Source organism: Azospirillum lipoferum (assembly GCF_024170005.1).
Classification (GTDB): Bacteria; Pseudomonadota; Alphaproteobacteria; order Azospirillales; family Azospirillaceae; genus Azospirillum; species Azospirillum lipoferum.
This window is the reverse complement of the sequence record NZ_JALJXJ010000002.1, coordinates 571,713-584,441: the sequence shown is the minus strand read 5'-3', so window position 1 is coordinate 584,441 and position 12,729 is coordinate 571,713. Positions and strand designations below refer to the sequence as shown.

Annotated in this window: 13 protein-coding genes; 4 read left to right on the top strand and 9 right to left on the bottom strand. The window is 67.2% G+C overall.

Going from position 1 to position 12,729, the window contains the following annotated elements; all coding sequences use genetic code 11:
- Positions 1–25: 25 nt before the first annotated feature.
- A complete protein-coding gene (locus J2848_RS06620) occupies positions 26–724 on the top strand; it encodes a phosphatidylserine decarboxylase (protein WP_244560841.1) in 699 nt (232 codons plus the stop codon).
- The gene (locus tag J2848_RS06615; protein WP_149229917.1) at positions 721–1,632 is read left to right on the top strand and encodes a CDP-alcohol phosphatidyltransferase family protein; all 912 of its coding nucleotides are present in this window, start codon (positions 721–723) and stop codon (positions 1,630–1,632) included. Before J2848_RS06620 ends, J2848_RS06615 begins: the two co-directional genes overlap by 4 nt.
- 16 nt (positions 1,633–1,648) lie before the next feature.
- Here J2848_RS06615 and J2848_RS06610 read toward each other — a convergent pair whose 3' ends face one another.
- Positions 1,649–2,014 (bottom strand): ACT-like domain-containing protein, encoded by a 366-nt coding sequence (locus tag J2848_RS06610; RefSeq protein WP_149229918.1) that lies wholly within the window; start codon positions 2,012–2,014, stop codon positions 1,649–1,651.
- Positions 2,015–2,339: 325 nt separating this feature from the next.
- Between J2848_RS06610 and J2848_RS06605 the strand changes: the two genes are divergently transcribed.
- Complete coding sequence (locus tag J2848_RS06605; protein ID WP_014248375.1) at positions 2,340–2,495, top strand: DUF3309 family protein; 156 nt, start codon at positions 2,340–2,342, stop codon at positions 2,493–2,495.
- A 33-nt stretch (positions 2,496–2,528) separates the two neighbouring features.
- Here the strand turns inward: J2848_RS06605 and J2848_RS06600 are convergent, their stop codons facing one another.
- The gene (locus J2848_RS06600; protein ID WP_149229919.1) at positions 2,529–2,759 is read right to left on the bottom strand and encodes a hypothetical protein; all 231 of its coding nucleotides are present in this window, start codon (positions 2,757–2,759) and stop codon (positions 2,529–2,531) included.
- A 160-nt stretch (positions 2,760–2,919) separates the two neighbouring features.
- Here J2848_RS06600 and J2848_RS06595 point away from each other — a divergent pair, with 160 nt between their 5' ends.
- Positions 2,920–3,399 carry a CYTH domain-containing protein gene (locus J2848_RS06595; RefSeq protein WP_149229920.1) on the top strand — a complete coding sequence of 160 codons (480 nt, stop codon included), beginning with the start codon at positions 2,920–2,922 and terminating at the stop codon, positions 3,397–3,399.
- Positions 3,400–3,431: 32 nt separating this feature from the next.
- On the opposite strand, the gene J2848_RS06590 is transcribed toward J2848_RS06595, so the two are convergent.
- The 7 genes from J2848_RS06590 to J2848_RS06560 all read right to left on the bottom strand — a co-directional run bounded on the left by J2848_RS06590 (position 3,432) and on the right by J2848_RS06560 (position 12,516).
- Positions 3,432–5,837, bottom strand: coding sequence for a methyl-accepting chemotaxis protein (locus J2848_RS06590; protein ID WP_149229921.1), 2,406 nt, complete (start codon positions 5,835–5,837; stop codon positions 3,432–3,434).
- 119 nt (positions 5,838–5,956) lie between these two features.
- Complete coding sequence (locus tag J2848_RS06585; protein WP_281288540.1) at positions 5,957–7,138, bottom strand: GNAT family N-acetyltransferase; 1,182 nt, start codon at positions 7,136–7,138, stop codon at positions 5,957–5,959.
- A gap of 170 nt (positions 7,139–7,308) precedes the next feature.
- Complete coding sequence (gene queG / locus J2848_RS06580) at positions 7,309–8,397, bottom strand: tRNA epoxyqueuosine(34) reductase QueG (protein WP_149229922.1); 1,089 nt, start codon at positions 8,395–8,397, stop codon at positions 7,309–7,311.
- Positions 8,384–8,848 carry a preQ(1) synthase gene (queF, locus tag J2848_RS06575; protein WP_149229923.1) on the bottom strand — a complete coding sequence of 155 codons (465 nt, stop codon included), beginning with the start codon at positions 8,846–8,848 and terminating at the stop codon, positions 8,384–8,386. The genes queG and queF overlap by 14 nt, the downstream gene beginning before the upstream one ends.
- Positions 8,841–10,055 (bottom strand): tRNA guanosine(34) transglycosylase Tgt, encoded by a 1,215-nt coding sequence (tgt, locus tag J2848_RS06570; protein WP_149229924.1) that lies wholly within the window; start codon positions 10,053–10,055, stop codon positions 8,841–8,843. Before tgt ends, queF begins: the two co-directional genes overlap by 8 nt.
- Positions 10,052–11,095: a tRNA preQ1(34) S-adenosylmethionine ribosyltransferase-isomerase QueA gene (gene queA, locus J2848_RS06565; RefSeq protein WP_149229925.1), complete on the bottom strand. Its 1,044-nt coding sequence runs from the start codon at positions 11,093–11,095 to the stop codon at positions 10,052–10,054. The genes tgt and queA overlap by 4 nt, the downstream gene beginning before the upstream one ends.
- Positions 11,096–11,169: 74 nt before the next feature.
- Positions 11,170–12,516 (bottom strand): ABC1 kinase family protein, encoded by a 1,347-nt coding sequence (locus J2848_RS06560; RefSeq protein WP_149229926.1) that lies wholly within the window; start codon positions 12,514–12,516, stop codon positions 11,170–11,172.
- Positions 12,517–12,729 lie beyond the last annotated feature (213 nt).

Sequence of the window (12,729 nt, the reverse complement as noted above, 5' to 3'; positions counted from 1 at the left end):
TCTGAAAATACGAAGAAAGCAGGCGATGTCCGCCATCGATACCGTCGTCGTCCCCATCCATCGTGCCGGCTGGCCCTTCATCGCCGGATTCGCGGTGGTTTCCCTGATCCTGGGTCTTGCCGTCTGGGCGCCGCTCGGCTGGATCGGTCTGGTGCTCACCCTGTGGTGCGCCTATTTCTTCCGCGATCCCGATCGGGTGACGCCGACGCGGCCCGGCCTGCTGGTCAGCCCGGCCGACGGGCGGGTGACTATGATCGTCCAGGCGGTTCCGCCCAAGGAACTGGGCATGGGCGACAAGGCATTGACCCGCATCAGCGTCTTCCTCAACGTCTTCAACGTCCACGTCAACCGCGTGCCGGCCGACGGCACCATCGTGGCGGCCGAATACCACAAGGGTACCTTCGTCAACGCCGCACTGGACAAGGCGAGCGACGAGAACGAGCGGATGGCCTTCCGCCACCGCCTGCCGGACGGGCGCGAGATCGCCTATGTCCAGATCGCCGGTCTGGTGGCGCGCCGCATCCTGTGGTGGGTCAAGGCCGGGCAGGAGGTGAAGGCGGGCGAGCGGTTCGGCCTGATCCGATTCGGCAGCCGCACGGATATCTATCTGCCGGACGGCGTCGCCCCGCTGGTCTGCGTCGGCCAGACCGCCATCGGTGGCGAGACCATCCTGGCTGACCTGAACGGCACCGAGCCGCAACGGCAGGGGGACGTGCGGCGATGAAGCGGCCGCCCGTCTTCCGCCAGCAGATCTTCCGCCCGCGCCGTGCCCGTCGCCCCGGCCGGCCGCACCCGCGGCTGAAGGGGCTGTCGATCAACCACCTGCTGCCGAACGTGCTGACGGTGCTGGCGCTCTGCTCCGGCTTGACGGCGATCCGATTCGCCATGCAGGAGCGGTGGGAGCCTGCGGTCATCGCTATCGTCATCGCAGCCATCCTGGATGCACTGGATGGCCGGATCGCCCGCCTGCTGAACGGGCAGAGCAAGTTCGGGGCGGAACTGGACAGCCTGTCCGATGCGATCAGCTTCGGCGTCGCCCCGGCTTTCATGATGTATCTGTGGGGTCTGAACGGTGCCGGCAGCCTGGGCTGGATCGCCGCCATGGCCTATGCCGTGTGCTGCGCGTTGCGTCTGGCCCGCTTCAACTCGCGGCTCGGCGTCGTCGACCTGCCGCCCTGGGCCTACAACTACTTCACCGGCGTGCCGGCGCCGGCCGGCGCCGGCCTCGTCCTGCTGCCGATGATCCTGGGCTTCGAGATCGGACCGCAGTTCCCCGGACATCCTGCGGTCATCGTGCCGTGGACTCTGCTGATCGGCGGCCTGATGGTCAGCACCCTGCCGACCTTCTCCTTCAAGGGCGCCCAGGTTCCAGCCCATTGGGTGGTGCCGGCGCTGGCCGGTGTCGGCCTGCTGGCGGCAATGATGGTCAGCCAGCCCTGGTGGACGCTGTCCATCGTCGGCATCGCCTATATGGTCAGCCTGCCATTCTCCATCGCCCAGTTCCGCAAGCTGCAACGGGCCGCGGAACTGATGCGGACGGAGATCGGGGAAGAGGCGCCCGACGCGCAGGAGACGGAGTCGCAAGCCACGGAAGCAGCGACTTCCGAAGGCGAGGTACGGAAGCCGGTCTGACCGGCTTCCCCTTTCCCTATTCTGCCGCCACCAAATCTGCGACCAGCTCGGCACCTGGATCAGCCTTCGCAGCCAGTTCGGTCACGGTAACACGCGCCACCATCGGGATTTGCCCCAGGCAGCGGCCGATATGGTCGGTTTCCGCCTGGGGCAGGTCGCCGACCTCCAGGACGATGTCGAGCATATCGCCGGTCAGCCGGCTGTGCAGCGCCAGCGGGACCAGTCCGCGCTTGGCAACATATTCCAGAACGCGGGGGAGGGTGCCGGGATCGGCGTCGGCGACCAGGGCAAAGACGACCCGGCGGCCGGGTGCAATGGCCCGCGCATCCGAGGCGGACGCAGGAGCGGTGTTGACGGCGTGGGTGTTCACGGTGCTGGACATGGCGTGATCGGGCCTTCAGACGGTTCTGCGGAATGGACGAGCGAAATCCCCGGCTCTCAAAGGAGAACCGGGCCGCTAATTCGCAGAATGCCGTCGAGGTGATGCACGTTCATGGCTGGGAGCCTAAGCGGCCCTGCGCCGTCCGTCAACAGGCGTGAACTCGCCGAAAGATCAGCGGCGTCGCGTTCGGGGGGAGCCGGTGGAGCGGCATCCCTCCTTGGTGGTGGCGAACCGTCACGTTCGGGCCGGACAGGAACAAAGTCCAGAGGATGCCGTTGAGGTTCCGCTTGTCCGTCACAAAGGCTCCACCAGAAGGGAGAAGGCCATGCTCGGCACGATTCTGCTCATCATCCTGATTCTGCTGCTTCTCGGTGCCGTCCCGGCTTGGCCGCACAGCCGCGGCTGGGGCTATGGCCCCAGCGGCATCCTTGGCGTGCTGCTGATCGTCCTGATCGTTCTGCTGCTGATGGGCCGGCTCTGAGCCGTAACCTGACGGCCAGACTATCGGCCTGATCTATCGATTTGATGCGCGGCGGGGCCGGCGGAGCGCGAACAGCAGCCATCCGACCGGCCCCAGCATCAGCACCATCACCAGCCATCCGGCGCGCGGCCCGAAGGGGCAGCGCGACCCGGCCGGTGGGCGCCAGCCGCCGCCCCGGCGTGACAGCGCCACATGCAGAAGCGGCAACCCATAGAAAGCGAACAGGACCAGCCAGGGGATGGCCGCGGAGAGATCGGCATTCATCGGCCGACGATAGCATCAATCCCGGATCGCTTGCGACCGATCGTCACGTCATAATGCGGGTGCATGCAGTCTCGGTTGCGTCGGGCACAGGGCAGCAAGGTTGAAGCCGGCAGGGACTTTCGGCTAGGGTCGTCGGCGAGTTCGTCCGAAGGGCCTGACCATGGCACTGGAAATCGAGCGACGCTTTCTCGTCCGCAAGGATGTCCGGTATCTCTGCCGGGATGGCGTCCGAATCGTCCAGGGATATCTGCCGTCCGACGGCGTCAGCACGGTCCGCGTCCGTATCGCGGAAGACCGAGCCACCCTCACCATCAAGTCGCTGAAGCGAGGCGCCTGCCGGGACGAGGTGGAGCATCCGTTGACGCTGGATTTCGCCCGCCAGCTTCTGCGCCACGGCTGCGAAGGCCGGCTGATCGAAAAGACCCGCTACCGCCATTGCCAGGACGGCCTGTGCTGGGAGATCGACGTCTTTCACGGCGAAAATGCCGGCCTCGTCATCGCGGAAGTAGAACTGGACACCCCCGACCAGACGGTACCGCTGCCGGACTGGATCGGCGCGGAGGTCACCACCTTGCGAGCCTACGGCAATTCTGCCCTGTCCCGTGCGCCGATCCGGCGCTGGTCGGCCGCAGCAGCCTGACAGGGGGCGCTGGACGCCCCCCTGTAGAAAAATCAGGCCGTCCGGACCTTGTTCAGGAAGCCCTGAACCTCGCCGCGCAAACGGTCGGCCTGGGTGGCGAGCGTCCGGCTGGCGTCCAGCACCGCATCGGCGGCGCCGCCGGTTTTGGTCGCGGCGGTGGTCACTTCGGCGATGTTGCGCATCACCTGCTGGGTACCCTCGGCCGCCTGCTGGACATTCTGGGCGATCTCGCGGGTGGCGCTGCCCTGCTGTTCCATCTCGTGGGCGATGTTGGTGACGGTGCCGCTGATGGCGGTCACTGCGTCCGAGATGATGCGGATGGCATCCACTGCGCTGGTCGTGGCCGTCTGCATCTCGGCCACCTGGGCGGAGATCTCCTCGGTCGCCTTGGCGGTCTGGCCGGCGAGGTTCTTCACCTCGGTCGCCACGACGGCGAAGCCCTTGCCGGCCTCGCCGGCGCGTGCCGCTTCGATGGTGGCGTTGAGCGCCAGCAGGTTGGTCTGTTCGGCGATCTCGCCGATCAGGCCGACGACCTGACCGATCCGCTCGGCAGCATGCGACAGCCCCTCGACGATGCTGTTGGTCTGCACCGCCTTGTCGGCGGCCCCCGATGCCGTGGCGGAACTGGCGTTGAGTTGGCGGGAGATTTCGGCGATGGACGCCGACAGCTGTTCCGCCGCTGCGGCGACGGTCTGCACGTTGGCGGTCGCCTGCTGCGAAGCGGTGGCGACGGCAGTCGACTTCGCGGTGGTCAGGGCCGCGTCCGACGACATCTCCTGCGCATCGCGACCCAGCGAACTGGCCGATTCGGTCAGCGACGTCACCACGCCGGAGACCGCCTGTTCGAAGCCGTTGGCGAACTCGTTCATCGTGCGGCGGCGGTCGGCGTCGATCTGGACGCGCATCTCCTCGCGCTCGCGCTCCATCCGCCGCATCTCCAGGGCGTTGTCCTTGAAGATGGTCATGGCGGCGGCCATGTTGCGCAGCTCGTCCTTGCGGTCGCCACCGGGGATATCGACGCTCAGGTCGCCTTCGGCCAGCCGGCCCATGGCGCCGGTCATGGCGTGCAGCGGGTGGGTGATGGCGCGATCGATGATCCAGGCCATCAGCGCGCCGAGCAGAAGCGCCACCGCCGCCCCGACCGCGATCACCATTCCGGCGCTGGCGCGGCCGGTTTCGCGGTCCTCGCGCTGCAGGGTTACCAGTCGGCCGACCTGACCGCTGACCGCGGCGGATGCCTTGGCCATCGCCGTCGACGCATCGTGCTGCTTGGCGACGGCGGATGACAGCGCTGCGAATTCCGAGTCGAAGGCGCGCGCGGCCTCGGTGATGGCGGCGATCAGCGCACGCCCCTCCCGGTCGACCAAAACGGCGCCGGCCTGCCCGGCGATCTCCAGGATTTCCTTCACCGCGGCCGCCGCCCCGGCCTTGGCGTCGGCGGAACCGGTCAGCAGGAAATCGCGCTGGGCCAGCATTGCCGACTGGGCGTCCTGCACCAGCCGCATCGCCATGCCGCGCAGCATCACCGCCTCGTTCACCTCGCTCTGGGCGTATTTGGAGGCTTCGGTCAGTGCCTCGGTCACCATCGCCTGATTTTTCTGCAGCTCCACGGCGCGTTCCTGCACGCCACGCGCCGCCTCGTCCAGTCCGGCGGCCACGCCGACCTCGGTCAGTGCGGTGATCCCCTTGCCGTGCAGGGCGCGCACGGTGTCGTGGTAGGCACGGGAATCGCCGGCGATCTGAGCGGCGGACTCTTCGTCGTTCGTACCGATGAGATCCTTGGCGACCGTATCGGTGACCTGCACCAGTTCGTCCAGTTCCGCCACGATCCGATCAGCCAGTGCCTGATCGGGAGCGCGGCGCAGTTCGCTCTGCTGGCGCCGAACCTCCAGCACCCGTTCGATGACGCGGTTGGCACGCTCAGCCGTGTCCATGCTGTGGCGCAGCTCGGTGTCGGCATCGCGCTTGCTGGCCATGTTCAGGTCATAGCGCTCCGACTGCTGCTTGCCGATCTTCTCGGCGATCTCGCGCAGGGCGCGGGCGCGCATTTCCATGCTGGCGGTGCGGGCATGCGCCTCGCCGTCCTGGGCGACGAAGTTGTTGAAGGCGGCGCGATAGCCATCGATGCCCGACAGCACCTCGTCCAGCAGGCGGCGTCCCTCGCCATCGGTCAGGGCGGCGCGCGTCTGCTGCGCTTCGGTCTGCAAGGAGTCCAGCATGCCCGGAACAGTGGTTGCGGCCTTGGCATCACGTTCGGTGACGAAGCGCGCCTCCTCCAGCCGCACCGATTTCAGTCTGGTGTCGAGGTCGGCGGTATGGGCCTCCAGATCGACACGCTCGGCGTAGGTGCTCAGGCTGTTCCAGCCGACGAACGCCACGCCAACCGTCAGGAGCAGCACGGCGGCGAAGCCAAGCGCAATCCGCGTTCCGATCGTCATGGATGAAGAACTCCCCGATGGCATCGCCTACCGGCGACGCTCTTCTCCCTATCGTTGGGGAGATTGAAGCACAGGTCGGTTAATGTCCGGTTTGATTCAGGTCAGGAAACCCGCTTATTTCAGAAGCGGTCCGGCATCCAGCTTGATGTGCCGCAAAATACGCGGTCCAAACGGTCGATCATCTTTTCTTCACCATGAAGCAAACCGGCGCGCCACAATGCGCGAGCGCTTGCATGCCCTGTGAACAGACTAGCGAAGGCGGCAGTGTCCATCCTTGCCGGCGGTTCAGGGACTTGCGCTGTTTTGGAGATAATCCCACCTGAAGGTACAACCTGAAAATGGTATGATGAGCAATTGCCGGAGATTAACTCGTCCTTCAGCTCAAGGGTGGCGCACTCTTCCAAGCCTGTGGGATAGCCTCGTGTCTCCAATGCCTTGCCGACATCGAGCGGACGGATCAGCCACTCCTCGCGGCATTCCAGCGCCACGCCGTCGCCGCCCAGCAGAGCCAGAGGATCGTCGGAGCCGCCGCGCCATGTCACCCGGTCGACCTGGGCCTGGAATCCGGCCAGCAGGGCCATGGCTGATTTCAGCGCCCGAGCCGAGGGCAGGCAGAGATCGGCGACGGCAAGCCGCCGGTCCCGAGGCGGCGTCACCGCGAGGTAGCCGTCTTCGTTGCGGTAGAGGTCGGCCGGCTCGCCGTCCGGGCAGAGGGCGAGCGTCCACAGCGCTTCGGTCCGTTCCGGCAGGCCGTTCTGCTCCATCAGCAGAGGGCGGCGGAGCATCGCCAGCGGTGCCGCGTCGAGCGGGTCCGCCGACCAGAGATTGCCCGACCGGAGGTTGCTTGCGCCGGTACCGGATTGCGCGAAGGCCGTCGGCGGTGCGCTCCAGCGGCAGGTGACGCCGCCGCGGCCGAAGCCGAGCCGCTGATAGAAGGGGAGGGTTGCCGGGCAGAGGAGGGCCAGCGCCGCCCCGGCTTCGCGTCCCTCCATCAGCAGGGCCCGCATCAGTGCACTGCCATGGCCGGCGCCGCGCAGGGCAGGATCGACCGCCACCATGGCGATCGCCTGAACCGGGACCGGCCGTCCGCCGAACCACTGGTTCATCATCCAAAAGGCGGCACAGGCGGCCAGAGTGGTGCCGGTGGCCCGGGGAACGCGCAGAACGCGGATGCTGTCGATGCCGAACAGATCGGCATAGCGGTCGAACAGATCGCGCGACAGTCCGAAGCCGAGCCGCGCCAGCCGCGCAACGGCGCTCAGTTCTTCCGGCTGGGCCGGTCCGTACTCATGATGTGGCAGGGGAAATGCGACGGCCGGTCTCCACTCGTTCGATGGCGGGTGATACCGCGGGCCGCTGCGATCAAAATCCCGGGATCATTCGACAGGCACGCTTACCCAGGGATGATAACGCAACAGCATTGGCGGCAACAGGGCGAGCGGAGCATGCGCTCGCATGGAGGAGATGTCACTCAGGCATCTGCGCTTGTCGCGCAGCTCAACCGATCCGCCGCCCAACTGGCCGCCTCACGCACCACCTCGCTGGCATCCTGACATAGAGCCTCCGCCACCGGCTTCAGAGACGGATCGCCACTGTTGCCGATGGCGACCAGCACATTGCGGACGAAGCGGTCGCGGCCGATGCGCTTGATCGGAGAGCCGCTGAACACCTGCCGGAAGCCGGCATCGTCCAGCTGCGCCAAGTCCCCCAGCCGTGGTGCGGTCAGTTCGGCGCGCGGCAGGAAGGCGGGCTCGCTCGCCGCGCGGGCGAACTTGTTCCAGGGGCAGGCGGCCAGACAATCGTCGCAGCCATAGATGCGGTTGCCCATCAGCGGCTTGAGCGCGTCGGGGATCGGCCCCTTATGCTCGATGGTCAGATAGCTGATGCAGCGCCGGGCGTCGAGCTGGTAGGGCGCCGGAAAGGCGGCGGTCGGGCAGGCGATCTGACAGCGGTCGCAGGAGCCGCAACGGTCGTGTCCCGGCGGGTCGGGCGGCAGGTCCAGCGTCGTATAGATCTCGCCGAGAAACAGCCAGGAACCATGGTCGCGCGAAACCAGATTGGTGTGCTTGCCCTGCCAGCCCAGCCCGGCCTGCGCCGCCAGCGGCTTTTCCATCACCGGCGCGGTGTCGACGAACACCTTCACCCCGGCCTTGGCCTGATGCGCCAGCCATTGGGCCAGTGTCTTCAGCCGCCCCTTGATCAGGTCGTGGTAGTCGCGGTTGCGGGCATAGACCGACACGATGCCGCGGTCGGGATGCTCCGCCAGCCGGCGCGGGTCGTCGTGCGGGGCGTAGCTGGTGCCGAGCGCGATGACGGTGCGCGCCTCGTCCCACAGGGATTGCGGATGGCTGCGCTGGTCGCTGCGCTCGGCCATCCATCCCATGTCGCCGTGCCGGCCCTCGGCGACGAAGCGGGTGAGCCGTTCGCGCGCCTCCGGCCCCAGGGCGGCGGGGGCGAAGCCCACTGCGTCGAAACCCACCGCCAAGGCGCGGTCGCGGATGGCCTCCCGCAGCCGCGCCGGGTCAGCGGAAGACGGCAGGGCGGGCTTAGCCGCGGCCACGGTAGGTCGGAACGTCCTGCGACGGGATCCAGACGCCCTTCGGCGGCTCTCCGGTCTGGAAGAAGACATCGATGGGAATGCCGCCGCGCGGATACCAATAGCCGCCGATGCGCAGCCACTCCGGCGACAGCTCGTCCACCAGCCGCTTGCCGATGCCGACCGTGCAGGCCTCGTGGAAGGCGCCGTGGTTGCGGAAACTGGTCAGGAACAGCTTCAGCGACTTCGATTCGACCAGCCAGTCGCCGGGCACATAGTCGATGACCAGATGGGCGAAGTCGGGCTGGCCGGTGATCGGGCAGAGCGAGGTGAACTCGGGCGCGGTGAAGCGCACGCAGTAGGGGGTGCCGGGGTTGGGGTTCGGCACCCGCTCCAGCACCGCCTCTTCCGGGGTCTTCGGCTGGACGGTGGAGCCGCCGAGCTGGGTCAGGCCGGCATAGATGTTCTCAGTCATCGGTCTTCTCCTCCGCCACCCGCTCGGCTTTCGGCGGGCGGCCTTGCTTCGGCGGCTTGCCGGGCTTGGCGATGGGGTCCACCGTCGCCTCGATGTCGCCCTCGTTCAGGCGGGTTTCCATGGCGCTGGCAACCTCTTCGAAGTTGCCGTTCTCGATGGCCTGCCGCATCGTCCGCATCACGTCCTGATAGTAATGCAGGTTGTGCCAGGTCAGCAGCATCGGCCCCAGCATCTCGTCCGCCTTGAACAGGTGATGCAGATAGCCACGGCTGTAGCTGCGGCAAGCCGGGCAGCTGCATTCGGCGTCGAGGGGACGCTCGTCATGGGCATGGCGGGCGTTGCGGATGTTGATGGTGCCGCTTCGGACGAAGGCCTGTCCGGTGCGACCAGAGCGGGTCGGCATCACGCAGTCGAACATGTCCACGCCGCGCCGCACCGCACCGATCAAATCGCTCGGCCGGCCGACGCCCATCAGATAGCGCGGGCGGTCCTTGACCATCAGCGGCTCGGTGAAGTCCAGCACGCGGAACATCGTCTCCTGGCCCTCGCCGACCGCTAGCCCGCCGATGGCGTAGCCGTCGAAGCCGATGTCGGTCAGGGCGGCGACGCTCTCCGCCCGCTGCTCCGGATAGACGCTGCCCTGGACGATGCCGAACAGGCCGTAGCCGGGCCGCTCGACGAAGGCGTCCTTGCTGCGCCGCGCCCAGCGCATCGACAGGCGCATGGAGGATTCGGCCTGGGCTTCCGTCGCCGGGAAGGGCGTGCACTCGTCCAGGCACATGGTGATGTTGCTGTCCAGCATGTGCTGGATCTGGATCGAGCGTTCCGGCGTCAGGTGATGGCGGCTGCCGTCGAGGTGCGATTTGAAGGTGACGCCCTCCTCCGACATGGTGCGCAGATCGGACAGGCTCATCACCTGGAAGCCGCCGCTGTCGGTCAGGATCGGCTTGTCCCAGTTCATGAAGCGGTGCAGGCCACCCAACTGCGCCACCCGCTCCGCCGTCGGGCGCAGCATCAGGTGGTAGGTGTTGCCCAGCAGGATTTCCGCGCCGGTCGAGGCCACCGCGTCGGTGGTCATCGCCTTCACCGTCGCGGCGGTGCCGACCGGCATGAAGGCCGGCGTCTCGATGGTGCCGTGAGCGGTGGTCACGCGGCCGCGCCGCGCCCGCCCGTCGGTCGCCAGAAGGTCAAAGCCGATGCCGGTCATGATGGGTCCGTCCTGTGCAGCAGCGAGGCGTCGCCGTAGCTGAAGAAGCGATAGTTGCTATCGATGGCATGCTGATAGGCCGCCCGCATGCGGTCATAGCCGGCGAAGGCGCAGACCAGCATGAACAAGGTCGATTTCGGCAGGTGGAAGTTGGTCCACAGCAGATCGACGATGCGGAAACGGTAGCCGGGGGTGATGAAGATGTCGGTGTCGCCGCTGAAGGGGACCAGCGTCCCGTCCGGTAGGCCTGCCGTCTCCAGGATTCGCAGCGCCGTGGTGCCTACCGAGACGATGCGGCCGCCGGTCTTGCGCGTCTCGTTCACCGCGGCGGCGGTCTCCGGAGAGATCTCTCCCCACTCGCTGTGCATCTTGTGGTCGGCGATGTCGTCGGCCTTCACCGGCAGGAAGGTGCCGGCGCCGACATGCAGGGTGACCGGCACACGCCGCACCCCGCGCGCGTCCAGCGCCGCCAGCAGGTCGGCCGTGAAGTGCAGGCCGGCGGTGGGGGCGGCGACGGCGCCTTCGCGGGTGGCGAAGACGGTCTGGTAATCGGCATTGTCGCCCTCGTCGGCCTTGCGGCGGATGTAGGGGGGCAGCGGCATCCGGCCATGGCGGTGCAGAGCCTCCATCAGCGCCGCCCCGCCGGCGGAGAAGCGCAGCCGCACCTCCATGCCGTCCTTGGCGATCACCTCGGCGCTGAAATCGTCTGCGATGACGATGGTGTCGCCGGGCTTCAGCCGCTTGCCGGGTTTGGAGAAGGTCGCCCATTCCCGTTCGCCCAACCGCTTGTGCAGCGTGATCTCGACAGCCACCTCGCCGCGTCGGCCGTCGAGCCGGGCAGGGATAACGCGGGTGTCGTTGACGACCATCAGGTCGCCCGGCCGCAACAGCGTCGGCAGGTCCCGCACGATGAAGTCGCGCAAGGGGAGGTCGCACGAGGTCGGGCCCACCTCCAGCAGGCGGGCGGCGTCACGCGGCCGGACGGGATGCTCGGCGATCCGGTCGGGCGGCAGGTCGAAGTCGAAATCGGCGGTCTTCATGGGAGGGGCAAGCTATAGACTGAACGGTAGGCGGATGGGAAGGGTTTGGGGGCTGCGAACTTATGCCCCCTCCCTCACTCCGCCTGCGGCAACCCCTGTGCTGCCAGCGCTGCGCTCTGCCGCGCCGTGAGCACATCGACGTCGAAGTCGCGGATCAGCCCCTGGAACATCTGGTACCAGTTCAGCTCCGCCTTAAGATGCAGGAAGACCGAGCCCAGCCCGACGGCGGCGCGGTCCATGAAGACGAACTCGCGCGGGATTTCCACGCCGCCGACGCGGCGCAACTCGGCATGGACCTTGCCCGCCGTCTCCCGGCCGTAGTGGCCGCCGTTGGTCTCCTCGATCTTGCGCTGGCGGTCTTCCATGATCGGGGCATAGACGAAGCGCGCCCAGATGTTCAGCACGTCGACCAGCTCGTTTGAGGGGTTGACGAAGCCCCAGGTGCGGTAGGCCTCCACCGCCTGCTCGCGGTTGTCGGTGCGCAGCGCGTTGTAGAGGTCGATCACGCCCTTGACGAAGCTGGGCCTGAAGACGCGGATGCAGCCGAAATCGAGCAGGTTGATCGAGCGGTCGGGCCGGACCGTGTAATTGCCCAAATGCGGATCGCCGTGGATGACGCCGTAATTGTAGAAGGGCACGTACCAGGCGCGGAACATGTTCATTGCCAACTCGTCGCGGGCCTCGGGATGCTCGGCGACGAAGTCGAGAATCCGGCGTCCATGCACCCAGCCCATGGTCAACAGCCGTCTGGTCGACAGCTCCGGCACCACGTCCGGCACATGGACGCCTTGTGTGCCGGCCAGCATCGACTGATAAAGGCGGGCGTGCTTTGCCTCCCGTTCGTAATCCAATTCCTCGCGCAGGCGGGCGCCGATCTCCTTCTGGATCTGGCGGGTGGAGATGGCGCTGTCGGTCCGCTCGAAGATCGCGAAGATCAGGCCGAGCTGCCGCAGGTCGGCCTCCACCGCCGAAGCCATGTCGGGATATTGCAGCTTGCAGGCAAGCTCCCGCCCATCCGGCCCGATGGCTTTGTGCACCTGTCCCAGCGACGCGGCGGCGGCGGCCGTATGCTCGAAGCTCTGGAAGCGCGACTGCCAGTTGGGCCCAAGCTCGCTCGCCATCCGCCGCTTGACGAAGGGCCAGCCCATCGACGGCGCATCGGCCTGCAACTGTGCCAGTTCCTGGGTGTATTCCTTCGGCAGGGCGTCGGGGATGGTGGAGAGGATCTGCGCCACCTTCATCAGCGGCCCTTTCAGCCCGCCCAAGGCCACCCGCAGTTCGGCCGCGTGACGTTCCCGCTCCACGCGGATTCCCAGCACGCGCTCGCCCGCCAGCCGCGCGGCCAGCCCGCCAACGGCGGTGCCGACCCGCGCATACCGCGCGACCCGTCCGCCCCATGTGTTCTCATCGTGTTCCGGCATGCCCACAAGGTGGGTTCGCCCCCGGCAAAAGGCCAGCCCCCGACCGCTCGGAGACTGCCGTTGGAGGCCCTCCGAATGGCGCTGCGGTGCAGCATGCGATTTTCTTGACAGCTCTGTGAAAGGGGAGCAGGCTTCGTCTTACAGTAATCGACATCGAGGTGAAGTGAGCGAGCATCGGAAACGCCTTACCGTTCAAGCGGATAGCTTGGGCGG